The 24,554-nt window shown below is 62.8% G+C and carries 21 protein-coding genes; 10 read left to right on the top strand and 11 right to left on the bottom strand.

The annotated features are described in order from the left end of the window. Window positions 1-6: 6 nt before the first annotated feature. Together NKJ23_RS23550 and NKJ23_RS23545 are read right to left on the bottom strand one after the other, a co-directional pair. Window positions 7-837 carry an ABC transporter substrate-binding protein gene (locus tag NKJ23_RS23550; protein ID WP_502902564.1) on the bottom strand — a complete coding sequence of 277 codons (831 nt, stop codon included), beginning with the start codon at window positions 835-837 and terminating at the stop codon, window positions 7-9. Between the two features lie 72 nt (window positions 838-909). Beyond that, entirely contained in the window at window positions 910-1,884 is a 975-nt protein-coding gene (locus NKJ23_RS23545; protein ID WP_352682721.1) for a substrate-binding domain-containing protein, read from the bottom strand. A 109-nt stretch (window positions 1,885-1,993) separates the two neighbouring features. Here NKJ23_RS23545 and NKJ23_RS23540 point away from each other — a divergent pair, with 109 nt between their 5' ends. From NKJ23_RS23540 to NKJ23_RS23525, 4 genes are all read left to right on the top strand, one after another. Then, window positions 1,994-3,331 carry an aminotransferase-like domain-containing protein gene (locus tag NKJ23_RS23540; protein WP_352682719.1) on the top strand — a complete coding sequence of 446 codons (1,338 nt, stop codon included), beginning with the start codon at window positions 1,994-1,996 and terminating at the stop codon, window positions 3,329-3,331. A gap of 257 nt (window positions 3,332-3,588) precedes the next feature. After that, entirely contained in the window at window positions 3,589-4,899 is a 1,311-nt protein-coding gene (locus NKJ23_RS23535) for an MFS transporter (RefSeq protein WP_352682716.1), read from the top strand. A 122-nt stretch (window positions 4,900-5,021) separates the two neighbouring features. Next, on the top strand, window positions 5,022-6,515 hold the full coding sequence (gene cysK / locus NKJ23_RS23530) for a cysteine synthase A (RefSeq protein ID WP_352682714.1): 1,494 nt from the start codon (window positions 5,022-5,024) through the stop codon (window positions 6,513-6,515). Window positions 6,516-6,813: 298 nt separating this feature from the next. Then, the gene (locus tag NKJ23_RS23525; RefSeq protein ID WP_352682712.1) at window positions 6,814-11,469 is read left to right on the top strand and encodes an alpha/beta fold hydrolase; all 4,656 of its coding nucleotides are present in this window, start codon (window positions 6,814-6,816) and stop codon (window positions 11,467-11,469) included. A gap of 63 nt (window positions 11,470-11,532) precedes the next feature. Here NKJ23_RS23525 and NKJ23_RS23520 read toward each other — a convergent pair whose 3' ends face one another. The 4 genes from NKJ23_RS23520 to NKJ23_RS23505 form a co-directional block, all read right to left on the bottom strand. Continuing rightward, window positions 11,533-12,363 carry an alpha/beta fold hydrolase gene (locus NKJ23_RS23520; protein ID WP_352682710.1) on the bottom strand — a complete coding sequence of 277 codons (831 nt, stop codon included), beginning with the start codon at window positions 12,361-12,363 and terminating at the stop codon, window positions 11,533-11,535. Next, the gene (locus tag NKJ23_RS23515; RefSeq protein WP_352682708.1) at window positions 12,360-12,617 is read right to left on the bottom strand and encodes a YjiS-like domain-containing protein; all 258 of its coding nucleotides are present in this window, start codon (window positions 12,615-12,617) and stop codon (window positions 12,360-12,362) included. The genes NKJ23_RS23520 and NKJ23_RS23515 overlap by 4 nt, the downstream gene beginning before the upstream one ends. A gap of 124 nt (window positions 12,618-12,741) precedes the next feature. Beyond that, window positions 12,742-13,983 carry an NAD(P)-binding domain-containing protein gene (locus NKJ23_RS23510; protein ID WP_352682706.1) on the bottom strand — a complete coding sequence of 414 codons (1,242 nt, stop codon included), beginning with the start codon at window positions 13,981-13,983 and terminating at the stop codon, window positions 12,742-12,744. Between the two features lie 89 nt (window positions 13,984-14,072). Further along, a complete protein-coding gene (locus tag NKJ23_RS23505; RefSeq protein ID WP_352590188.1) occupies window positions 14,073-14,657 on the bottom strand; it encodes an OsmC family protein in 585 nt (194 codons plus the stop codon). Window positions 14,658-15,138: 481 nt separating this feature from the next. Between NKJ23_RS23505 and NKJ23_RS23500 the strand changes: the two genes are divergently transcribed. Next, window positions 15,139-15,318, top strand: coding sequence for a hypothetical protein (locus NKJ23_RS23500; protein WP_352569372.1), 180 nt, complete (start codon window positions 15,139-15,141; stop codon window positions 15,316-15,318). Between the two features lie 26 nt (window positions 15,319-15,344). Here NKJ23_RS23500 and NKJ23_RS23495 read toward each other — a convergent pair whose 3' ends face one another. Further along, complete coding sequence (locus tag NKJ23_RS23495) at window positions 15,345-16,703, bottom strand: trimethylamine monooxygenase (protein WP_352569371.1); 1,359 nt, start codon at window positions 16,701-16,703, stop codon at window positions 15,345-15,347. 259 nt (window positions 16,704-16,962) lie between these two features. On the opposite strand from NKJ23_RS23495, the gene NKJ23_RS23490 reads away from it, so the two are divergent. Next, window positions 16,963-17,682 carry a helix-turn-helix domain-containing protein gene (locus NKJ23_RS23490; protein WP_352452528.1) on the top strand — a complete coding sequence of 240 codons (720 nt, stop codon included), beginning with the start codon at window positions 16,963-16,965 and terminating at the stop codon, window positions 17,680-17,682. A gap of 368 nt (window positions 17,683-18,050) precedes the next feature. Here the strand turns inward: NKJ23_RS23490 and NKJ23_RS23485 are convergent, their stop codons facing one another. From NKJ23_RS23485 to NKJ23_RS23470, 4 genes are read right to left on the bottom strand one after another with little or no spacing between them, the layout of a single operon-like run. After that, window positions 18,051-19,091, bottom strand: coding sequence for a heme-dependent oxidative N-demethylase family protein (locus tag NKJ23_RS23485; RefSeq protein ID WP_352682704.1), 1,041 nt, complete (start codon window positions 19,089-19,091; stop codon window positions 18,051-18,053). A 9-nt stretch (window positions 19,092-19,100) separates the two neighbouring features. Continuing rightward, window positions 19,101-20,066, bottom strand: coding sequence for a PDR/VanB family oxidoreductase (locus NKJ23_RS23480; protein ID WP_352682702.1), 966 nt, complete (start codon window positions 20,064-20,066; stop codon window positions 19,101-19,103). Next, on the bottom strand, window positions 20,063-20,659 hold the full coding sequence (locus NKJ23_RS23475) for a dimethylamine monooxygenase subunit DmmA family protein (RefSeq protein ID WP_352682701.1): 597 nt from the start codon (window positions 20,657-20,659) through the stop codon (window positions 20,063-20,065). The genes NKJ23_RS23480 and NKJ23_RS23475 overlap by 4 nt, the downstream gene beginning before the upstream one ends. A gap of 14 nt (window positions 20,660-20,673) precedes the next feature. Then, on the bottom strand, window positions 20,674-21,807 hold the full coding sequence (locus NKJ23_RS23470) for an aminomethyl transferase family protein (protein WP_352682699.1): 1,134 nt from the start codon (window positions 21,805-21,807) through the stop codon (window positions 20,674-20,676). A 286-nt stretch (window positions 21,808-22,093) separates the two neighbouring features. Between NKJ23_RS23470 and NKJ23_RS23465 the strand changes: the two genes are divergently transcribed. The 4 genes from NKJ23_RS23465 to NKJ23_RS23450 are packed head-to-tail and all read left to right on the top strand — an operon-like array spanning window position 22,094 to window position 24,362. Continuing rightward, complete coding sequence (locus tag NKJ23_RS23465) at window positions 22,094-22,381, top strand: hypothetical protein (RefSeq protein ID WP_023673993.1); 288 nt, start codon at window positions 22,094-22,096, stop codon at window positions 22,379-22,381. A 10-nt stretch (window positions 22,382-22,391) separates the two neighbouring features. Next, window positions 22,392-22,769 carry a hypothetical protein gene (locus NKJ23_RS23460; RefSeq protein ID WP_352452523.1) on the top strand — a complete coding sequence of 126 codons (378 nt, stop codon included), beginning with the start codon at window positions 22,392-22,394 and terminating at the stop codon, window positions 22,767-22,769. A gap of 15 nt (window positions 22,770-22,784) precedes the next feature. Further along, entirely contained in the window at window positions 22,785-22,946 is a 162-nt protein-coding gene (locus NKJ23_RS23455) for a hypothetical protein (protein ID WP_352452522.1), read from the top strand. Window positions 22,947-22,961: 15 nt separating this feature from the next. After that, a complete protein-coding gene (locus NKJ23_RS23450) occupies window positions 22,962-24,362 on the top strand; it encodes an APC family permease (RefSeq protein ID WP_292653875.1) in 1,401 nt (466 codons plus the stop codon). The last annotated feature ends 192 nt before the right edge of the window (window positions 24,363-24,554 follow it).

Below are 24,554 nucleotides of genomic sequence, written 5' to 3'. Positions count from 1 at the left end.
CAGCCTCTACCGGCCCTGGTTGATGCCTGGCGCATCGATCATGTTCTTCTCGAGACCCCACTTCTTCATGACCACGGCGTAGGTGCCGTTCTTCATCAGGATCTTGAACGCGTCGAGCAGCACGCCGCCCAGCGGCGAGCCCTTCTTGACGACGGCGCCCTGATAGATGTCCTTGAAGCCGTTGGCCTGGCCGACCCCGGCGAGTTCCAGCTGGCCCTTCGCCTGCTCGACGAAATAGGTCAGCGGCGCCTGCGAGGAGAAGAATGCGTCGGAGCGTTTCGACCGGACGGCCAGTATCGAGCTCGGCTGGTCGGTGAAGGATTGCACCTCGACGGCCGGCTTGCCCCCCTCGGTGCATTTCTGCGCCTGCTGCTTGATGACCTTTTCGGCCGAGCCACCCGACATGACGGCGATGCGCTTGCCGCACGCGGTGTCGAGCGAGGTGATGCCTTGCGGGTTGCCCTTCTCGACGGCGAAGACGACGTATTCGCGCACCCAATCGATGAAGTCGTTGGATTTCTGCCGGTCGGGATAGTCGCCGACAGGCCCCATCGCGAACTGATAACGGCCGGCATTGATGCCGCTCAGCAAAGCCGGCAGGCCGGCGACCGAGGCATGATCGATCTCGACGCCGAGCAGCTGGCCGATGGCGTCGGAAATGTCCCTGGTCGCCCCCGACAGTTCGGTGCCGGTGACGATCTCATAGGGCGGGAACGAGCCGTTGTTGACGGCTGTGATCTTTCCCGCCGTGCGGATCTCTTCCGGCAGCCGGGCCCGCAAATCCTCGTTCACCGATTGCTTCTGGATATCCTGGGCAAAGCTGGCCTGCGCCAGCATGGTGACGAGCGAGGCGAATATGAAGCTGATTGTCCTCATGGCATTCTCCTTCGTGTTCTTCGTTGTGCGTTGTCAGGCTGCGGTGGCCCGCGATCTGGCCTCGAAAGGAAACAAGGCTTCGGCGGAAATCGGTTCCGCCAGAATGCCCTGGGCATGGAGCTCGGTCACGAAATCCTCGATCATGCGCCGGTTGGCCGGCAGGCCGCTGCCGTTCCAGGAGGCAGGCAGGTCGCGCCCCGCATGAAGCAGCTCCTCGAGGATCCAGGGCGAGGTATCGGCATATTTTCGGCGCTTTGCCGTCCAGACGCGCTGGCTTTCGTTGATCAGCCTGGCGAGTTCCTGCGGCAGCCAGGGGTGCTCCCTGACTAGGGCGGCCTTGACGGCGACCAGATGCATGCCCGGGACATAACCGACGTCGGCGAAATAGGCGCGTTCGGCCGCGCGAAAATCGCGCAGCACTTGCCGGAAGCCGGAAGCCGGGCCGAAAAAGCCGTCCGGCATGAAGGGCGTGAAAACGGCGTCGAGCTCGCCTTGCGACAGCAGCTCCATCATCGGGCGCTCGCCCGGTGCTGCTTCGATGCGCCCCGGCCTGCCGAATCCGTCGAGGCGGTCGGCGATCGGGTGCCCCGATGTCAGCCTGCCGGCGAACCAATAGGCATCCTCGACGCCGACGCCTTCCCGGCGAAGTGCTGCGCGCGTCCATGTGTTGCCGGAATCGCGCCAGCCGGTCACGCCGATGCGTTTGCCGGCAAGGTCGGAAAGCCGTTCCAGCGGGCTGGTCTCGACCGTTATGATGCAGCGATGGCGAAAGCCGCGCATGATGAAGCACGGTAGTCCAACCACCGTATCGACGCCCGAAGCCATGGCCGACACATAACGGCTGAATGAGACCTCCGCCGCATCGTAGTTCGGATCGGTACCGAGGTCCGGAATGAGCGTGGCGACGCGATCAACCTTCACCGACAAGCGGCTCGAAGTGACGTCACCCAGCACCAAAGGGGTGAGATAGTCCCAATCGCGGGTGGCTACAGTGATGGAAACGGGCATCGGCATGAACTTCAACGCTATGTTTGACCGGCGATTGGTAAATGTTTATTTTTGGCCGATCAAATGTTATTATGTTATTGAACATTAGCTTTAATGGTCGCGGGTGCCGATGGATTTCGATGCAGGATGGTTCGCTGATCGCCTTGGCGACCGCACGATGCGCGGCATCGCGCGCGAGACCAGTGCGCTGATCAGAAGCGGCGCGCTGCCTGTCGGCGCAAAGCTTCCGCCGGTGCGCGATCTGGCCTATGTGCTTGGCGTCAGCCCGGCGACGGTCTCGCAAGCGTGGAGCGAGTTGCGGCGCTACAAGATCATCGGCGGCCGCGGACGCAACGGCACCTGGATCATGGGCAACCGCTTTGCCGCCCGGCCCGAGCGCCACATGAGCGGCGGCAATTACGGACAGGATGTTCTGAACCTGGCGATCGCGGAGCCCGATGTGAGGCTCTTGCCGCCGCTCGACATCGCGCTGGCGCATGGTGCGCGCGCCGAAAAGCTCAACAGCTACGAGCGGGTGCGCATCCTGCCCGAGCTGGAGGCCGCAGTGCGCCCGTCATGGCCGTACGATCCCGGCGCGTTCCTGGCCACCAATGGCGGTTACAACGCCATCTACACCTTGCTGCATGCGCTGGTCCCGCCGGGGGCGCCGGTGGTCATCGAGAACCCGACGGCGCTTCGCCTGCTCGACATCCTCGAGGATCTCGACGTGCCGATCATCCCGGTAGACTGCGACAGCGACGGTCCCTTACCGGATGCACTTGCCAACGCTCTGCGGCAGCGGCCCGTCGCGTTCCTGTTCCAGCCGCGCGTCCATTCGGTTACCGGCGCCTGCATGTCGTCGACGCGGCTGGAAGTCATCGGCGACCTGCTCGCCGGCACCGACGTGCTGATTGTCGAAGATGACGGCGTCGGCGATATTGCCTCGGCACCGCGCATTTCGCTTGGCCGGCGTTTTCCAGATCGCGTCGTCCATATCCTGTCCTATTCCAAGACCCACGGCCCGGATCTGCGGCTCGCCGTGCTGTCCGGATCGGCGACGATCGTCGAGCAGATCCAGTCCTACCGCAGCTTCAGCTCGGGATGGACCAGCCGCATCCTGCAGGCAGCCACCGCCTGGCTGCTGCAAGACCCGGCCACGGCCGCCCTGGTGGAGCAGGCGAAGGAGGTATACCGCGGCCGTCGCGAACGGCTCGCCGGCGAACTGGCGAAACGCAACGTCGCGATCGACGCCGGACATGGGCTCAGCGTCCTCATTCCCGTTGCCTCGGAACCTTACGCGATGGTCACGCTGGCCGCCCACGGCATCGCAGTCCATGCCGGAGCGAAGTTTTCGACCGGAAAGACCAGCGCTGTCCGCGTCGCGACCAGCATTCTGGACGAGGAGCACCTCGAGCACGTCGCGGATTCCCTGGCGCTGGCAGCCGACCCGGCGCGGGAGGTTAGCTAAAGGGTCAGCTGCTCCGACGGAAAGTTGGCGACTGGCCATATACAGACCCTGTCTTCTTTCGCGTTCAACTGCCGCTGGCCGGTCCCGAGATCATGCTCGGCGTCAACCAGTCCGTCATGGTGGCGCTGGCGATGATCATAAGATCTCCCTGATCCGCCGTTCACCGAGAGGAGGCTGCAGGTTTAGGCGGGGCGTTTCCACGGCCCGCGTTGGAGTTTCCACGCTGACGCACACGCCTGCTTCCATACCGCTGGCCGATGACAGCTTCGAAGAGGTCCTTCGAGGGCAGAAACATGTCGAATTGTCAGGTATCACCAACTGGAGGCAGGGAGGTTCGGGACAGCGCAATACGGCTGCGCGGCCTGTTGGCTGCGGCCGGTGCCACAACCGCCATGGCGTTCGGATTTGGCAGCCTGGCGCTGACATCCGTCTTCATCAGACCGCTTGAGGCGGAGTTTGGCTGGTCGCGAGCCGACATCAGCCTTGCCTACACGTTATCAAGCGTCGGCATGGCGTTGGGCGGGCTGTTCTGGGGCCGGCTGTCGGACCGCCTGAATGTCAAAAGCCTGCTATTCATCGGCTCAGCTGGCATGGTGATCGCGATCGCCGCGCTTTCCTCCGCCACTTCGCTCTGGCAGATCTATGCGGCCAACTTCGCTTTGGGCGGGCTAGGCTTTGCCTGTCTGTACGCGCCGGTACTTGCAGTGACCGGACTCTGGTTCGACCGCCGCCGCGGCCTGGCGATAGGGATCGTCACAGCAGGCGGAGCCCTGGGCCAGGGCATAATGCCCTACGCCGCAAATGCCTTGATCGACGGCGTCGGCTGGCGCCTCGCATACGCGATTATGGCTGTGGCGACGATGGCTGCGCTGGCGATTTCCATGCCAGCGGTTCAGACGCCGCCCGTCGATCGGACCGTTGTCGCATCGGTGCATTTTTCAGCGAAACCAAGTTTCCAAGGTGGCCGCCTTTCCCCGGTGACGCTGCTATCTGCCGCAGCCTTCCTCTGCTGCGCCTGCATGGGCGTCCCGCTGATGCACCTCACGAGCTTCGTCACGGCTGTGTGCGGGTCTTCGGATGTCGGATCGCTCAGCCTGCTGACCGCCATGCTGTTCGGCGCCGTCGGGCGGATCGCGTTCGGGCTCCTCGCCGACCGGGCAAGCAATCTTGCCGCCTATGCCCTGGCGTCGTTTATTCAGACGGCATGCGTTGCGATTTTTCCCGCGCTTGACCAGCAATTGAGCCTGCTGTCGCTGTCGGCGGTTTTCGGCTTCGGCTTTGCCGGGAACATGACGTGCCTGATCCTTTGCGTGCGCCAGTTTGCGCCAGCCGAACGCTTTGGCCAGTCACTCGGCATCGTCATGCTGATCGCCTGGGTGGGCATGGGCGTGGCCGGCTATTTCGGCGGTTTCGTCTATGACAGCTTCGGCAGCTATGGGCCTGCTTTCCTGGTGGCATCTGTCGCAGGCGCGGCCAATCTCGTGGTTCTGGGCGTATTGGCGGCGTCATCCGGCGCGAGAGCGCAGGTCCCATGCGGCCGCCTTCCGGACCCTGCGATGAGCCGCTGATTCAAACGTCGAAACTCCGCTTAATTCCACGTTGGTTCGAACGCTGCAAACCACGCCCTTCCTGCCAACCTCAGAGATCGAAGAGGGCGGAGCACCGTCATCACCAGGCAAGGACAGCTGAGATGAGCAGTATCTACGACAGCATTCTCGACACGATCGGCGACACGCCGGTCGTCCGCCTTTCCCGCATCAACAATGGTGCCGCTTCGCTCTATGCCAAGATCGAGGCGTTCAATCCTGGCGGCTCGATCAAGGACCGTCTTGCCGCCGCGATCATCGAAGAAGCGGAGAGTTCGGGTGCACTTCGGCCTGGCCAGACGGTGATCGAGGCGACGAGCGGCAACACGGGCATCGGACTTGCCATGGTTTGCGCGCGGAAAGGCTATCCTCTCGTCATCGTAATGCCGGAGAACGCCAGCCTCGAACGCCGCAAGCTGATGCGTTTCTTCGGTGCCAAGGTCGTGCTGACCCCTGCCGTCGAGCGCGGCAGCGGCATGCTCGCCAAGGCGGTCGAGCTGGCCGGAGCGCACGGCTGGTTCCTCTGCCGGCAATTCGAGACGCCCGTCAACGCCGATGTCCATGCCCGCACGACAGCGCTCGAAATCCTCGCGGCGTTCCAGGACCGTCCACTCGACTACTGGGTCACCGGCACCGGGACCGGCGGAACGCTGGCCGGTGTGGCGCGAGTACTCAAGCGCGAGCGCCCGCAAACGCGGATCATCGTCTGCGAGCCCGACAATTCGGCGCTGCTGTCGAGTGGCATTCCCCAAACTTTCGACGAACACGGACTGCCCACTCGGGCGCACACTCGCTTCCGGCCACACCCGATGCAGGGCTGGAGCCCTGATTTCATTCCGCAGATCGTCGGCAACGCGATGGCTGACGATCTTGTGGACGAAATCTTGCCGGTTTCAGGCGCCAGCGCTTTGGAAGCTGCGCGCCGGCTTGCGACGGAAGAAGGAATACTGGCGGGGATCTCCGGCGGGGCTACCTTGAGCGGGGCACTGGAAATCGCTGGACGCGTCGGACCGGAGCGGAACGTGCTCTGTATGTTGCCTGACACGGGCGAGCGGTATCTCAGCACGATCCTGTTCGATCACATCAGCGAGGAAATGTCGCCGGCCGAAGAGGCGATCTCTCGCTCCACACCCGGCTACCGCTTCGACCGGCCGCCGTCCTTCGCCCTTTCATCGGCGCCCGTGAACGAAATCCAAATCGATCAGTCGGCGCATGCGTTTGTCGATGAGGCGATCTATGATCCGGAGCATTCGGTGGTCATATTCGCCCTGACATGGTGCGAATTCTGCTGGACGGTAAGAAAGCTTTTCGACCGTGCCGGAATCGCCTACAGGTCCATCGACATCGATGCTCCGGAATTCCAGAAGAACGGCCGGGACGGGGAAATCCGCAAGGCTCTGAGGGCCCGGATCGGTTCGCCTACAATTCCGCAGGTCTTTGTCGGCGGCGAGCATATCGGCGGCTGCTTGGATACGCTTGCGGCCTGGCGGGACGGCACGCTCGCCGCCCGGCTGGAGTTCGTTGGCGCAAACTACACACCCGGCGCATGCGCAAATCCCGAGAGCCTGCTGCCCCGATGGGTGCGCGCGGCAGCGTGAGATCCCGCCTCCGGTCTTTTCAGAGTGCCGTCGCCACCATCAAAGCGAGCCGGAACGGGCGTGATCCCGTTCCGGCTCGGCATTCATGTGGACTTGTCCGTGTCGGCCTTCCCACAAAGCGAAGGCAAATCAGAGCGCAGGCGGAAACCTCACGCTTCCGGAAACGAAAGCTTTCGGCAACGGCACGGACTTGATACAATCCATGGCTAATTTAGCAGCGACTGGGATTGGCAAAGTGTCGCTCGAAATTCGCGTTCTCGGAGATCTGACCGTCCTTCGCCTTGGCGAGGTCGTTTCCTTGCCGCCTTCGAAAAAGACGCGGGCGCTGCTGGCCTATCTTGCGCTCGTAGAGCGCCCGCAGCGGCGCGAGCGGCTTTGCGAAATGTTCTGGGAGGTACCGGACGATCCTCGCGGCGCCCTGCGCTGGAGTCTCTCGAAGATCCGACAGGTCGTCGACCTCGGGAACGGCGAGATCCTGCAAGCCGACCGGAACGCAGTTCGTCTGAACACCAGCGAAGTCGTGCTGGACATTGCGCCGCTCCGGGGCCTCGGCGGTCGTGACATAGAGGCTCTCGAACCGGAGAAACTAGAGGCTCTCGCCGGAGCGTTCCGCGGCCGTTTCCTGGATGATCTTTCACTGCCGCGCTGTCCGGAATTCGAAGCCTGGCGCATTGCGACCGCCGACGAACTGCACGTGACGCATCTGCGCATCCTTCGGGTGCTCGTCGACCGGCTTGAGCCGGCGCGGGCACTTCCGTACGCGCATGTCCTGGACGGGTTGGAGCCTGGGGACGAGGCTCTTCGAGCGGACATCCGCCGACTGAGCGAGGCAGCACGGCAATCCGCCATGGTCCAAAGCCGCGCTTCGAGAACCGACATCGAGGTCGCTCCCGCCGCTGAGACCGTCCCTCCGACGCGTGTTTTGCCTGCGTCGGAGATACAGCTTGCCTCTCCGCCGGAGCGAATCCTTGCGCAGGAGATTCGCCGGTGCACGACGCCCGATGGCGCGCGCCTGGCCTATTCCTTGAGTGGTCAAGGCCCGCCTTTGGTAAGGGCCGCCCACTGGATGTCCCATCTCGAGCTCGAATGGGACAGTCCGGTCTGGAAGCATTGGATCGAGGGCCTCTCCGCGCACTACCAGCTGATACGTTACGACCAGCGCGGCAACGGCCTGTCGGACCGGTATCCCGCCGACCTGTCCTTCGAGGCCATGGTTGCCGACCTGGAGAGCATCATCGATGCCGCTGGTCTGCGCCGCGTTTCCCTGCTTGGCATTTCCCAGGGGTGCGCCGTTTCGATAGCCTACGCCGTCCGGCATCCAGAGCGCGTGGCGGGGATGGTGCTGTATGGCGGATTTACCAAAGGTTGGCGCAAACGGGGCAATCAGCGCGAAATAGCGCGCCGCGAAGCGATGGGAGCGCTGATACAGGAAGGCTGGGGCCAAGACGACCCGGTGTTCCGGCAAATGTTCACCTCCCTCTTCATTCCGGAAGCAACGCCGGAACAGAGGAATTGGTACAACGAGCTGCAACGCAATACCGTCTCGCCGGAAATTGCCCATCGCATTTTCGAGGAAGGCGCCGTCATCGACGTGGACGAGCTGTTACCGCGGGTCCGCGTCCCGACCCTGGTGATGCATGCCACGGGGGACGCGGTCATTCCATTCGATCATGGCCAGGCGATGGCCGGCAAAATCCCCGGCGCGCGTTTCGTTGCGCTAGACAGCGTCAACCACGTGCTGCTTGGCCACGAACCGGCATTCGCGACCTTCGTCGACGAAACGCGTCGTTTCCTTGCCGACCCCGAACAGACGCAGCAACTGGCAGGCCCTCCGGCGTCCTTGGGAATCAACCGCTCTCGGCAATACATAACAGTGCTGGCCGCGGAAGTGGTCAGTCCCATGCATCTCCTCGAAACGGAGGATCCGGAAGTGGCGATCCGCGAATTCCAGCCCGTCGAGGATCGGGTGATAGAAGTCGTGGAGAGCCATGGCGGCGTCGTCACGTCGGCTGCTGACGGGACAATCACCGCAGCATTCGGTCTCGCTCGCGCCACCGAGGATCACGCTTATCTTGCATGCCGCGCCGCGCTCGCGGCCAAGCTGGCAGTGGAGGAGCTTTCTCAGGGCGGGATCCAGTTGAGGGCCGGAATAGACACCGGCGAGGTGATCGTGCGGCAGCAATGGACGACCAAAGCCAGCAAGGTTGAACTGGCCGGAGCCGCGCCGCGTGCGGCCAACCGGCTGATGCGTGCCTTGCACCGTGCGACGATCGCCGCGACAGGCCGGGCGCGCGCAGCCGCCGGGGGCTATGTGCAGATGCACCGCTTAGCGCATTCGGAGCATCCGCAACTTGGCCACGAGGAACGCATTTACGAGCTGTTGGGCGAAAATCACGCTTTGTCGCGCTGGCACCTGAGGGCCAACCGCGGCCTCACCGGACTGGTGGCGCGCGAGCTCGAGCTGAAAATCCTGCTTGCAACCTGGCGCCGGGTCAGGGAGGGCCACGGCCAGGTCGCCGGGATCGTCGCCGACGCCGGCATGGGCAAGTCGAGGCTCGCCCATGAATTTCTCTCCCTCGACGAGGTGGCCGGTTTTACTGTGCTTGAATGTGGCGGTCTGGAGTTTGATTCATCAGTTACTCTGGGTGCTGTAAAGAAGCTGCTGCTCTCGGCTTGTGGCATTCGTGGCGAAGACGGCTTGGCGGAAGCCCAGCGCCTGTTTGCCTTCAAACGGGCTGAACTGGACCTGGATCCAAGTCATACGGCGCCGCTTTCCTTCCTCGCGGACCTGCCGGTCGACGATTCTTGCTGGTGGCATCTCGATGCGCGGGAGCGGACCTCACGGGTATCGGAGGCGATGAGCGCTTTTCTCGTTGCCTTGAGCCGAGCCGCGCCCGTAGCCGTGCTTATCGAGGATCTGCACTGGATCGATGCCGAGAGCGAGGCCGTAATGAACAGGCTGGTCGAGGTCATGGGCGCCAACCGCATCATGCTGCTCGCCACCTACAGGCCGCAGTACCGGCACGAATGGAACCGCCGCGGCTATTTCCAGCAGATAAGGTTGGAGCGGTTCGCGCGGGACGAAATGGAGCAGTTCCTCACCGAATTGCTGGGATCCGATCCCAGCTTGGGGGAACTGCGGCAATCGCTTGCCGAGCGGGCCGAGGGCACGCCGCTATTCCTGGAAGAAATGGTGCGCGGACTGGTTGCGGACGGTGCACTTGCCGGCCAGTCCGGCCGCTACGAGCTCAAGAGGCCAGTGGATTCCATCACCATCCCGTCGACGGTTCAATCGCTCATCGCCGCACGTATCCAGCAGCTGGGTGACTCGGAAAGGCAGGCACTCCAACTCGCTTCGGTTATCGGCAAGAATGTTCCGTATCCCCTGCTGAGGGCGCTCTCGCCGCTCTCGGAGGCGGAGCTGGGGGTATGCCTGGCCAAACTGCAGAGTTTGGAATTCCTGTTCGAGGTCCAGAGCTATCCTCACGTGGAGTATACGTTCAAGCACGCGTTGACGCTCAAGGTGACCTACGAATCCCTCCTGGCGGAGGACCGAAAAAGGCTGCATCGGGCTGCATTGGTTGCGATGGACAGACTCTATGCCGGATCGCTGAACCACCATATCGAGGAACTGGCCGAACACGCGCTTCGTGCCGAGGCATGGGAACCGGCCGCGGATTATCTGCTGCAAGCGGCGGGTCGGGCTGAGGAACGCTCGGCTTATTCCGCCGCGGTCCAGTTCCTCGAAAACGCCCGCAAAGCAGTCGCCGCGCTGCCCCGAAATCCGAAAACCCTCGCCCAGGCGATCAACCTGCGGGTGCGGATGCGGCCCGCCTACGGCGCCCTGGGTGCCTATCGGAAGGCGCTGCCGCAGCTATTGGAAGCGCGCGAACTGGCCATGGAACTGGGCGATCCGCAACTCATCTCCGACGTGTTGCTTCACTTGAGCTATCTCAACAGCTCCCATGGCCGCTACGAGGAGGCGCTGGAACCGGCCGACACACTCAAGCGCGGCGCGACGGCAAATGGCGTGCAGCGCTGCATAAGCGAGTCGGATCTGGCCGCCTCACAGGCGCTTCTGATCCGCAGCGAGGCGCGGCAGGTGCTGGAGCGGCTTGTTCCGCATGAGGAGAGATTCACCAAAGCTTGGCGTCTGGAACGTTTCGGACAGCTCGGTGCGCGTGCGGTTTGGTACCTGGGGCACCGCGCGCAGGCGGAAGCGCGCCTTGGCCGGTTCGACGATGCGGAACGTTCGCTTGCCGAGCTGCAGAAGGTCGCCGCCGAAGTGGCGCGCCCGATCGACAGCTGCGCGGCCGCCTATTTCACCGGTGTGGTGGGCGTCCTGCGCGGGCCCGAGCCGGCGCTTGTCGAGGCGCTGCAATTGTGGTCCTCCGAAGCCGCGACCAGCGCATCTATCCTACTCCGGCCATGGCTTTTGACGGTGCTCGGGCATGCGGAATTCCTGCTAGGCCGCAACCACGACGCGGGCGCCACCTTGGAAATGGCGGTGACCGAGTCTGAGCGGCTCGATCTTGCCCAGTTCGAATGTCACGCGCGCGCGGTGCTCGCATGCGTGCGTGCGCGCCTCTGTGAGCCGGAAGCTGCGGCCAATCTCGGCCATGCGCTCGAGCTTGCGCGGGGACGCGGCGACCCGTGGAGCGAGATCATCGTACTGCGTGGCCTTGCCGAGCTGAAGCCTTCCAGATCGGCCATTAGCTGGCTCGAACAGGCCTGCAGCCTTGCCAGGCGGGTTGAGCTGCGGCCAGAGCTTGCCCGCTCCTTGCTAGCTCTCGGGCTTGCGAAGCGGCGCGGCAAGATCGCTGGCGCGGATGCCACTCTCGCGCAAGCGGCCAAGCTCTACACAGAAATGAAGATGCGGGAGGATTTCTCCGGCACGGAAGAGCCGGCCGGAAGTGTCCTGCCCGATCGCGTTCCCATGGCCGTCACCGCGTGATCCCTCAGCATCCAGGGATCTGCTTCGAAGGTTTGCGCTGCCTGTAGGGCAAGCAAGCCGCGGTCACGCAGCTCGCGATGCTGCGGTGTCATGGAACGATATCTGCCGGACCAAACGATCCGCCACCACGTCTGCGTGGGTCAGCGGTCCCATATGTCCGGCGCCAGGAACAATCACCCCGATTGCGGCCGGAACGCGGGAAACGAGTTCGCGGGCGATGAGCCGCGTCGGAACTGGTGCAAATTCGCCGCGCAATACCAAGACCGGAAAGCCAAATCGGGCATATTCGCTTGCTGGCGTCGATTCATGGATCAATGCGTGGAAGTCCAGGCTGGCCTTCGGCAGAAACCGCACGAGTGCAGCCTGAAGTTCCGGCTTCATCGCGGCGAAGATGCCGGCCCCACCCCAGTAGTCGATGAAATGAGCTGTCGCGGTCAGGTAACTGCCATTGATCAGGCCGTCATGGACGGTGCCTGCGATCGCCAAGACATCGCCGAGCGCCTCGTGGCCCTCACAGTCCAGCTCGCGCAGCAGGTGAAAGGCAGACGGCTCATAAAGGGAGAGGCTGGCCAGCCGGTCTGGACGCATCGCCGCTATATGCAGGGCCAATCCACCACCATAGGAATGGCCAACAAGATGCACAGGCCCGTCATGGTGGTCGATCATCTCCAGGATACCGGCGGCTTCGTCGGCCAGACGGAAAGCGCCGGTACCAGTCCAGGTGCCGCCGCCCGGCGCCCCGATCAGATCGGGTGCGATGAGCCGGTAGCTGTCATCGAGCCGCTCCGCCAGGCTGCGCCATTGCCGTCCGCTGCCGCCTGAGCAGTGCAGGGCGATCACAAGCGGTGCCTGGCACGCCCTATGCGAGACGTGGGACGTCGATGCGGCAATCATCGAGCCCCGCCCTCCTCCCCCCTCAAAAAACGCGTGCGGCGGCTGGGATCACGCCCGGCAAACGAAGTGATCCAGTTGATCTCGAAGCGGGTGATGCCGATGTCGCGCAAGATGTAGTCCGGCAACTCATAAAGCTGTCTACGGTCCCGTTGGATACGAATGAAACGCCAGACTGCGGCCAACATTGTTCCGCCAGCCCAGCGCAAACCTCGCGTTCTGGTGAGGCACAGGGATGGGTTCACCATTGCACTCATTTTGATTTTCTCCATGGTTGCGGGCGCTGACTACGGCGCCAGTGGAGCCCTTGTCGTTGTCCGCCGTGAGCTTCATCGTTGAAGGCAACGTCGATTTTTGCCGCGCTAGCGTTGTATTCGGCGGTCAGGCCGCTGCTCGGCGGGAGACGTCGAGAAACATTGCCAGGTGAGCCGCCAGCGCCTCCGCATCGCGGCCGACGCCGTCGAGGAAGCTGGAGCTTCGATGGCGCATGAAATTGAGGCCGAGCACGTAGAGTCCCGGATACGCGCAGACGCCGCCATCGTTCAGTATTTCGCCCCGGGCGTCGAACACATCCAGCTTCAGCCATGGGTATTCCCGGCGATAGCCGGTAGCCCATATGATCGTCTGGATACCCTGGTCGATGAGGTCGATTTCGGTCGCCTCGGCGCTCAGAATCAGGCTCGGAATGGAACCGGGATCGATCGAGTAGAGGCCATCGCCGGCGGCCGCGCGGTCGATATTGGCCAGCACGCGCCTCAGCCTGCGTTCCGCCGCCATGGTCGTTTCGGCGAGATCGCCGTTGAACCGAATGCGTGTATCGCAGGCGGCAGCCGCTCGACCGACAAGACGAATGCCTTGCTCCCGAAGACCGGCAAGGTCGAGCGTCCTGCGCTCGGGTGTGCCTATCAGCTGCAGGGAGGGCTGCCGCCGTGCCGCGGTGAGATCCGGAACTTCAGCGACAGGCTTGGCAAGCATTCCCAGCCGGTCGAGCCACCACAGGATGTCGTGCCCGCGGTAAAGCCTCGGTAGGCGTGTATGACTGCCGACCGACAGGGTCACCGGGCGCCCGGAGCGATTGATCTCCTCCGCAAGTTGTATGCCGGTCGCCGAGGCCCCGGCCACGAGAACGCCACCCTGGGGCAGTTGCTGAGGATTGCGATAGTCCCGCGGCACGACCTGCCTGATCCGAGAGGAGATCTGCTTTGCCATTGTCGGAATGTGTGGCCGGTCGCTGTATCCGGTCCCGACCACGATCGCACGCACGCTCCATTGGCCGCGATCGGTCAGCAGCCGGAAACCTCCATCGACCCTTTCGGCCGAAAGCACCTCAACGCCGTTTGCTACGGGCGCGGTGATCGAGCACGCGTAATCCTTCAGGAACCCGACGGTCTCGGCCATTGTCATGAAGCCGTCGGGATTGGCTCCGCGATAACCGCCGCCGGGCAGGCGCGTCATCCAGTTGGGCGTCAGCAGGCGCAGCGAATCCCACCGTTCGCTGCGCCAGCGCTCGGCGATGCGGCCGCGCTCCAGCACGACGTGGTAGACCCCGCGCTCGGACAGGCACCGGCTCATGGCGAGACCCGCCTGTCCGGCGCCGATAATGGCCACGTCTGTATGCTGCATGGAATCCGCGCCTTGTAAGCAGGGGCAACAGATCGCCGGCGCCATCCTTTTCAGGACGAGGCCGGCGATATTGCTCTTGCGGACCGAAGTCAGCCTTTCACGGCAACCGAGACCGGCACGCCGTTGGTCAGTACGTCGAACACCGCGGAACGGGCGCGCGACTGCATCACGATTTCCTCGAGCTTCTCAGCCGGAGCATCGCCCTTGATCTTGAAGGAGATACGGATGCCCTGGTAGCCGTTGCGGACTTCGTTAGAGATGCCGAGGATGCCGCGAAGGTCGATGTCGCCTTCGACGGTCGATTCCACCTCATGCAGCGTCACGCCGCGCGCGGCCGCGATATTCGCGATGCCCGCGGTGAGGCAGGAAGCAAGCGCGTGGAGGAGGTATTCGACCGGCGTCGGGCCGTTATCTGTGCCGCACAGGACCGCCGGATGATCGCTGTCGGCCTGGTATGCCGTCACATGCGGCTGCTCGGCGCCGGCGCCGAAGAAGTTGGCCATCGTGCTGCGGCTGTGCGTGCCGGTGATCCAGCGGCTCTTGGCCCGGAACTGGAACTTGGCAAGCTCCGGCTGGCCCGCGACGGCATTGATGGTGGCCAGAAGGGTGGGCGTATTGACGCCGTTCCTCGGCTCTCGCGACGCCTTCTTAACGGAAGCCTTTTCCATGACCATTGTATCGTCCTGCATGTCATTCACTCCTGGGTTCGGATATTGCGCGACCGGGATCGCCCCGGACGGCTAAACCTCGGCCGGCAGCGTTTGACGTGCAGTGGGAACAACAGTGGGAAAACGAGAGGTTTTTTTGCGTCAACCAGTCGTGAACAGCGCCAGATCCGCAATCAGCGAAACGGCGGGCCTTCAAACGCTTTGCTTCCTCGCGCGGTGCGATCTCCCGTAAGCGCCGAGAACGCTTCGCAACCGAAACCACAGGAGATCAGACCATGTCTCGTTCATTTGGAAAGGATACCCGCCCGTCCTCAACCGACTGGGCTGTCATAGCTCGCGGGCCAAGCAAGGCCGAGGTGCTCGCCCATATCGCGAAGATTCACACATACGCGAGCACCCTAAATCGGCCCGGCCGCGAGAAAACCACATGAGGCTTGTTGCGGCGGGAGTGCCGATCGGCCCCCCGTCGACAACAGTTGTCGGGATAATGTTTTCGGTCGACGCCCAGCTGGCCGCACACGGCATCGCGGTCCATGCCGGAGCGAAGTTTTCGACGGGAAAAACGAACGCTGTCCGCGTCGCGACCAGCATTCTGGACGAGGAGCACCTCGAGCACGTCGCAAATTCCCTGGCGCTGGCAGCCGACCCGGCGCGGGAAATTGTCTGAGGCAAGTCAATCGCCGTTCGGACTGCCTACTCCGCCGCGACGCCCTTCACCTCGAGATAGCTCTCCATTGAATCGTCCATCGCCTGCAGCCAGGGCGTATGGTGCAGCGGCGCCATCGTGCCGGTCATCAGCGAGCGATAGGAATGGTCACGGAAGCCCATAATGTCTTGCGCCTTGTGGTGCTCCCACTCCATGAAGGTCTGATTGACAGCCTCGACATCGAAGCCCGGATAATCGGTCTGCTCCATCAGCTCCCCGGTGTAGTCGCCCTGGAACCAGATCATCTGCTCGGCGTCTTCAAGTGTTTCTTCACGTGCCCGCCATTTCCGGCCGTGCTCGGCCATCGCTTCGGCCGATGGCAGCTTGATGCGGCCCATGATGACGTCGCGGGCGAACCAGGCCTGCGCGTCGAACATGTTGAAGGTGTAGAACTGGTCCTGCATGCCGATATAGGACAGCTTCGGGTTTTTCTCCCAGACGACGCCCTCGTAGAGCCCGTCCGGCCACATACGGTTGGCGGTCTTCAGCTTCAAATCCTCGGTGAGGAACGGGAAGGAATGGAGGTAGCCGGTGCACAGGATGATGGCGTCGACGTCTTTGGTGCTGCCGTCCTTGAAATGCGCCGTCTTGCCGACGACCCTCTGCAGCAGCGGCACTTCCTTCCAGTTCTCCGGCCATTTGAAGCCCATCGGCTTCGAGCGGTAGCTGGAGGTGATCGATCTGGCGCCGTATTTGTAGCATTGCGAGCCGATGTCCTCGGCCGAATAGGAACGGCCGATGATCAAAATGTCCTTGCCCTTGAATTCCATCGCGTCGCGGAAATCGTGGCTGTGCAGGATACGGCCGTTGAAGGTCGAAAAGCCCTCGAAATAGGGAACGTTGGGCACGGAGAAATGCCCCGAAGCGACGACGACATTGTCGAACTCTTCCGAATAGGTGACGTCGCTGGTGCGGTCATGCGCGGTGACGGTGAATTTTTTTGTTGTTTCGGAGAAGGTGACCATGCGCACCGGGCTGTTGAAGCGCACCCATTGGCGCACGCCGGATTTTTCGACGCGGCCCTTGATGTAGTCCCACAGCACGGCGCGTGGCGGATAGGAGCCGATCGGCCGGCCGAAATGCTCCTCGAAGGTATAGTCGGCGAATTCGAGGCATTCCTTCGGCCCGTTCGACCAGAGATAGCGGTACATCGAGCCGTGCACCGGATCGCCGTGCTCGTCGAGGCCGGTGCGCCAGGTGTAGTTCCACAGGCCGCCCCAGTCGGACTGCTTTTCGAAGCAGACGATCTCGGGAATATCGGCGCCCTTGTCGGCGGCCGACTTGAAGGCCCTGAGCTGGGCCATGCCGGACGGCCCGGCTCCGATGACGGCAACACGATCTTTCATTGCGGGCCTCCCGATCTCATTTCCCTAACGAAACAAATTTCACTGACAGGACAGTAATTGCCCCTTCGATGCTGTCAACAGGGCTTGTCGCGAAACCGCGCTTCGCCCAGCTGGATTTCCAAGCGACGCAGTAGCTCGGGCGAAATCCGGACATTGCGCAATTCGACACGGGTGGCTTGCCGTGGCAGTTGCGCTTCTGTATCGGCACCGAATATGTTCACCGTGAGTGAAATGAATCGGCAAGGTCCGGGGTGGCAACATGGCGAAAAAAGCATCCAGTCTAAAGCCCGCTGCGGCCGTCGTCGCCGCCAAAGCCAAGCCGTCGGTCGCTGCAATCGATCCGCGCAAGATACGCGCGCCGCTCACCCAGAACCCGCACGCCATTCGCGACACCCGCGAAAAAGTGCTGGAGGTCGCGATCGGCCGCGAGGTGCGGGCATTCCGCAAGAAGCTCGGCATCACCGTCGCCGATCTGGCTGCCGCCACCGACATTTCGCTTGGCATGCTGTCGAAGATCGAGAACGGCATCACCTCGCCGTCGCTGACCACGTTGCAGGCGCTGTCGCGGGCACTCGGCGTTCCCGTCACCGCATTCTTCCGCCGCTTCGAGGAAGAGCGCAGTGCCGTCTTCGTCAAGGCCGGCGAAGGCCTCGACGTCGAACGCCGCGGCACGCGCGCCGGCCACCAGTACAATCTGCTCGGCCATATCGGCTCCAACACCAGCGGCGTCGTCGTGGAACCCTATCTGATCACGCTGACCGAGGATTCCGACGTGTTTCCGACCTTCCAGCACGAGGGCATGGAATTCCTCTATATGCTCGAGGGCGAGGTGGTTTACCGGCACGGCAGCAATCTCTACCCGATGAAGCCCGGCGACAGCCTGTTCTTCGACGCCGATGCGCCGCACGGACCGGAAGTGCTGAGCGTTCTGCCGATGCGCTATCTGTCGATCATCTGCTACCCGCAAAGCGCGGGGTGAGAGTTCGATCTCCCCCTCGTGGGACCTCGTGGGGGGAGATCGGCAGCTTCGCCGACGACGCCTCTTTTGCAGCGTTGGCGATTGGCGAAAGCCGAAGTGAAATCCAATCTCCCCCCTTGAGGGGGAGATGTCCGGCAGGACAGAGGGGGCGAACCGCGACGTCATTCGCGATTATCGACAATGTCTGCCAGCATATCGTGATTGTGGCTGGGCTGGCTGGCGCGTCGTGATCTTCGCCGAAGCGGTGGAGTGGGCATTGTGGGAAGGCCGGCGCTCTACGGCGCCCCCCTCTGCCCTGCCGGGCATCTCCCCCTCTTGGGGGGAGATTGGCAGCTTGAGAGGGCAGCGCAAATATCAGCAGGAAAAACTCAATCAGGCCCAAAATCGACCGACGTCGCACTGCCGTCATCCAACTTCGACAGCCACTCGACCAGCGTCGCGCGGTAGCGCGTCAGGCCCTTGTAGGCGGCGAGCTCGTCTGGCAGGTCGCGGATGACGCGGTGCAGCCGCCTTGCCCATTTCGGCTGCGTCACCAGCTCGTCCATCTTGATCAGATAGCAGCGGATCGGGAAGACGATCGCATTCGAGCGCGGCAGCCGCCAGAAGCTCTGCAGCTCGACGCGCAGATGAACCTTGTCGCCGACGTTTTCCGGCGTCACCGTGGCGCGGTCCGGACCCCATTTGTGGTAATTTTCCGGGCTGGTATCGAGGCGCGGATTGATGGTCATCGTCCAGTTCAGCCGGCGTGCGGGTTTGCCCTGCTGGATGTTGGTGAGGAATTTCAGCGCCCGGACAAATATGCCCTTCTCATGCGCCAGCGGCACCGGCGCGTGCCATTCGAAGAAGTTCATGCCGATGTCGAAATCGAGCGACCAGTCGGCCTGGGTGGTGACCATGCCGGCATCCATCCACAGGTTGCCGTCGCGCTGGTCGAGGATGCAGAAATCGCCCTGGCTCTGGCGGGTGATGTATTCCATCGGCCCATAGGGCAGCGTCGAGACATCGCCAAAGGTGAAGCTGTCGTCGATGCCAAGCGGCCGGTTGATCCAGCGCCAGCGGTCGCCATCGCGCGTCAGCGTGAAATGCTCGGGATAGCCCAGCGCCTGCTGCTCCATCAAAAGCTCGAGCAGATCCCAGCCGGCCAGCGTCATGTGCGGCAGCGACTGGCAGCGCAGCGGATCCTCGGCCAGCACCAAAGCGCGGTCCTGCATCTCGGCGACATAGTGCTCGTCGACGTCGATCAAATTCTCCAGCACGCTGCCCTTCGGCCCGACGACATGCGGCTCGATGTTGACGGCATACATGTAGCTGTCTTCATGGAACGGGAACGGGAACCGCCTGATGTGCTCGGGGCTGTTCCTGAAGGTAAAGTCGTCGCGGAACGTTTCCTTGCGAAAGGTGATGCCCAAGCTCGCCTCCTATCTTTCCAGCACCAGCGACCTGCCCTCGAAGCGCGAGACGCAGGGCATGATCTTGCAGCCCGAACGGTGGTCTTCCTCGCTCAGCCAGTGGTCGTTGTGGATGAATTTGCCGTCATGCGAAATGACGTTGGTCTCGCACTGGCCGCAGACGCCGCCGCGGCAGAGATAGGGCGGATCGACGCCGGCCGCCTCGATCGCCTCGAGCAGGCTCTGCTGCTCGTCGACACGGATGGTCTTGCCGCTGAGCGCCAGCGTCACGTCGAAGGGGGCGCCGGGCTGCGGGGCCGCGAAATGCTCGAAATGCACGGTCTCCGGAGGCCAGCCGAGGGCGGCGGCACGCTCGCGCACCCAGCCGATCATGCCGGACGGGCCGCAGACATAGAGATGCGTGCCGAGCGGCTGCGACGACAGCAGCCGGCCGAGATCGACGCGCTCGTCGCGGTCGTCGTGATAGAGCCTGACCCGGCGGTCGTAGCGCTCTCTCAGCAGGTCGGCATAGGTGCCGAGCGAGGCGGTGCGGCAGGTGTAATGCAATTCGAAATTGCCGCCTTCCGCCGCCAGCTGCGCGGTCTGCGCCATGAACGGGGTGATGCCGATGCCGCCGGCCAGCATCAGATGTTTCCTGGCGCGCAGATCGAGCGAGAACAGGTTGACGGGATAGCTGACCACCATCTCCGTGCCCGGCCTGACCTGCCTGTGCATGAACAGCGAGCCGCCGCGGCCGGCGTCGTCGCGGCGCACCGAGATGGTGTATTCGCGGGTGTCGAGCGGCGAGCCCATCAGCGAATAGGGATTGAGCCTGGTGCGTTCGCCATCGCGCATCTCGACGACGACATGGGCGCCGCCGGAAAAGGTCGGCAAAAGCTCGCCGTCGCGCCTGCGGAAATGAAAGCGCGTCACCAGCTCGTTGACCGGGACGACATCGCTGACGACGACATCGAGCTTGGTGGTGCCGGTGCTCATCGAAAGACCTCCTCGATCGGAGGAATTTCGCTGCGGTCCTCGGCATTGATGCAGACGCCCTGGAAGGCGGCGAGGCGCCGCGAATAGTGGTCGCGCACCAGAAGCAAGAGGCCGCAATGCGAACAGGTTGCCGGCTGCGTCGTCACGTTCTCGGTGATGCCCTTGCAATGGACGCACTGCATGCGGCGCGCCTGCGAGCCGCGATGCTCGGTCTGGATCGAGGTGTGGTCGATGCCGGCTTCGAGCGCCGCCTGCATGGCCTGGCCGATCAGCCCCTCGGTGCCGGCGAGATAGAGCCTGAGGCCCATATGCGCGTTGGCCAGCGTCTGCTTCAGCCGCGGCAGGGCGCTGGCAAAGGAATGGCCGAGGTAGAACTGCGCCGGCTTCAGGGCTTCGAGCGCATCGGCGTATTTGCCGTCGCGGCCGGGAATGAAGATGATGTGGGCGCCGCCGAAGAAATCCGCCGGTGCCTTGGCGGCCAGATCGGCAATCGCCAGCGCTCCTTCTGCATCCGCTATGAAAAGATGATGCTTGCCGGGCTGCGGAGACAGGGTCCCATAGACCGGCCGGCTGATGATGCTTTTCGCTGCCATACCCGCAGTATGCCTCAGCCTTTCGCCGTGCGCTTGGTCTTCTTCGGATCGTCGAAAGGAAGCGGCTCGGCGATTGCGCTGATGGCGCCGCTCTTGTTGCGGATCTCGAGTCTGGTGCCCTGCACCGCGCAGTCGACGTCGAGCCGGGCAATGCCCATCGATTTTTTGACCAGCGGCGAATACATGGCGCAGGTCACCACGCCGACCTTTTTGCCGTCGCGATAGACCGGTGCGCCCTCGTCGGCCGGCTCCTTGCCTTCGAGCAGCACGCCGAAGATCTTGAAGCGCTCCTTGCCCTTGAGGCGGTAATGCTCCTCGGCGCCGCGAAAGCCCGTCTTGCCGGGGCTGACGGTGAAGTCGAGACCAAGTTCCCACAGCGTGTCGCCCGGGCCTTCGTTCTCAAACGGGTATTTCTGCGAATTGTCGTACGGGTAAAACAGCAGGTAGCTCTCGACGCGCAGCATGTCGAGCGTGGTGAAGCGGCACGGGATGATGCCGGCGCTCTTGCCCTCGTCGAGGATCCTGTCCCAGATCGTTCCGGCGTCCTGGCCACGGCAGAAGGTCTCGTAGCCGCGCTCGCCGGTGTAGCCGGTGCGCGAGATCATCACCGGAAAGCCGAACAACTGCGTCTGCATGTGATGGAAATAGTTGAGGTCGCGAATGCCGGGCACATGCTTTGCCAGATAATCCACGGCTAGCGGCCCCTGCAGCGAAAGGTCGTGCAGATTGTCATCGAAGCGCAGCGACACGTCGCGACCGACGGAAGCGCGCTGCAGCTCTTCATGGCCGGTGCCCGAGCCATGCACGACCATCCAGGAATTCGGGCCGGTGCGGTAGAGAATGCAGTCGTCGGTGAACTTGCCGGCCTCGTTAAGCATGCAGGCATAGGCCGACTTGCCGGGATAGATCTTTTCGACGTCGCGCGTCGTCGCCAGATCGATCAGGTGCGAGGCGTGCGGCCCGGTGATGTGGACCTTCTTCAAGCCGGACACGTCCATCAGGCCGGCCTTGGTGCGGATGGCGATATACTCTTCGTCGGCGTCCTTGTCGTAGGTCCAGGCGGTGCCCATGCCGCTCCAGTCCTCGAGCTTCGAGCCGAGCGCGCGATGGCGATCCGCAAGCGTCGAAAATCTCCAGGATGCCGTCATCCGCTGTCCTCCGTTCGAAAGAAACGTTTTTGCTTTCCCCTGCTCCCTGCACACAGGCGGGAGCGTTGCCTTGAATATTGATCGCAAACGCCGGGAGCCTGCAATACCCGTAAGCAAATAATTTCATTGTCAGGCAAATCCGGCGGGCCCAAACAAACGGTTAACGTCGCGTAAAATCGTCTTGACAATTCCAGAATTCGGCTGGATTTTATGAAAAAAATTTCACTCTCTTGAAAGAGGGCAATGACCGGCCAATCCGGACCGGCGTTGAAAAAGGGGAAAGCCGATGTCCGACCTGCAACAGCGCGTGGAAGCGTTGTACCGTTCCGACGTGCGTGGATCCATGCTCCTGATCGTCTGCCTGTGGGCGACGATCCTCTTTGTCCTGTTCATGACATGGCCATACGTCCCCGACGCAGGCATCAAGCTCGTCGTCGCGGTCGCCGCCGCCGCCGTGCTGATCTTCAACACGGCCGCGATCCTGGCGATGGTCAACCACTACAAGGAAGACAAGGACTTCATCTACGGCCTCGACATCAAGAATGCCGACGCCTACCGCAACCGCAAGTCCTGAGGGGAGACGCATGGCCCGCTATACACCGCCCGAACAGAGCAAGGCCGGACAGGTTTTCGATATCGCCGTCGTCGTGGTCGCGATTTTCGTCGCGCTGTGGCTGCCGCTGAAACTAGGGCTGGCAGGGGCGGCAAAATCCATCGACGCGCTCGACGCCAAGACGTGGGAAGCGCTCGGCCAAAACCCGACCATGGCCTCGATCTGGGAAAAGCTCGGCTACACGCCGGAAACCGCGCACGACGTCATCCAGAACCGGTTCCACTACATCATCGACTGGCCGACGCTGATCATCATGGCGGCAGTGCTGATCGGCTATTTCATCTTTCTGTTCCGCGCATCGGACCGCGAATACCGCGACGTCATCGACGAAAAGTTCGGCGACAAATAGATAGGAAGCATCGTCATGTGGGTGGCACTCTCTTACGCATGCTGGGGCATCTCGATCGTGCTCGCGCTGTGGATGCTCTACGACTGGTTCAAGATCGACACGACCTATGCCGAAGAGATGCTGACCTCGTCCAGGGAAGGCGAACTTGAAGCCGTGTCCGAAAAACACCGGATCTGAGTGGGGGATTGAACGATGACGATCACGGCTGAACCAGCGGTGCAAGTGCAAGGCGACAGGGTTTCACTGCTCAGGGTGCTCGGCCCCGCCCATGTCTGGGCGCTCGGCGTCGGCATCGTTCTGGTCGGCGAATTCACCGGCTGGAATTTCGCGGCGGACAAGGGCGGCGCGCTGGCGGCGCTGATCGTCTGCTGGATCGTCGGGCTGCTCTACACCTCGGTCGCGATGATCGATTCCGAAGTTACCTCGACGGTTGCCGCCGCCGGCGGCCAATATGCGCAGGCCAAGCACATTGTCGGGCCGCTGATGGCCTTCAACGTCGCGCTGTTCCTGGTCTTTGCCTACACCATGCTCGAAGTGTCGGACGCGATCCTGCTCGGCGACACCATCGTCGCCAAGGCCGGCGTCGAGGGCCTCAACCACAATTCCTTCATCGCCGCGACCATCGTCGTGCTGGCATGGCTGAACTATCGCGGCGTGCTGATGACGCTCAACGTCAATTTCGTCATCACCGCCATAGCCTATGTCTCGATCGTCATCCTGTTCTTCTCGGTCAGCCCGTGGACGCAAGGCGCCGTGCTCAAGCTGAACGAGTTGGTGACCCCGGGCAACGCCCTGCCCTATGGCTGGATCGGCGTCATCGCCGCCTTCCAGTTCGGCATCTGGTATTATCTCGGCATCGAGGGCACCACCCAGGCCGCCGAGGAAGTTCGCTCGCCGGCGCGCTCGCTGCCCTACGGCACGATGGCCGGCATGATCACGCTTCTGATCGCCGCCGCCATGACCTGGTATGTCTGCGCCTCGCTGATGCCCTGGGAATATCTCGGCATCACCTATTATCCGCTGTGGGACGCGGGCAAACTGACCGGCAGTGCGCTGCTGGAAAACCTGTTGTTCATCGCGACGCTGCTTGCCGCACTCGCCTCCGCCAATGGCTGCATCAACGACGCCGCGCGCGCCTGGTTTTCGCTCGGCCGCGACCGCTATCTGCCGACCTGGTTCTCGGCGGTGCATCCGAAATACCGCACGCCCTATCGCTCGATCCTGTTTCTGCTGCCGATCGCGCTCGCCTTCGCCTTCATCGCCGACCTCAACCAGGCGATCACCTTCTCGATCCTGTCGGGCGTGCTGCAATACACCTTCATGAGCATCAACATCATCATGTTCAGGAAAAAGTGGCCGCTCGGCTCGATCCGCCGCGGCTACACCCATCCGTTCCATCCGCTGCCGGCTATCGTCTTGTTCTGCCTTTGCGTGGTCACCTTCTTTGCGATCTTCCTCGGCTTCGGCTCGCAGCTGATCGCCATGGTCGCCTTCTACTTCCTGATCTCGCTATGGTTCCACTTCTACCGCTACAAATTCGTGCGCCGTGGTGCCCAGTTCACCATGCCGTGGCCGAAACCGCAGGGCTACTGACAGGAGTAAAGGAGGCTCCCCCCAAAACGCAGCGCAATCGAATATGGGAAAGTCCCCCCTCACCGGTATTCCAAACCGATTTGCGAAGGGAAATTCGGGGCAATCCGACCTCTCCCCGAGGGGAGAGGAGATCGCCGGCGTTGATGCCAGCCTCTTCTCCCCAGCGGGGAGAAGGTGGCCGCCCACGGGTCT

Origin of the sequence: Mesorhizobium sp. M0184 (assembly GCF_040322215.1) — a bacterium.
Lineage (GTDB): Bacteria > Pseudomonadota > Alphaproteobacteria > Rhizobiales > Rhizobiaceae > Mesorhizobium.
The sequence above is the reverse complement of the archived record's forward strand: the minus strand, read 5'-3'. Positions and strand labels throughout refer to the sequence as shown.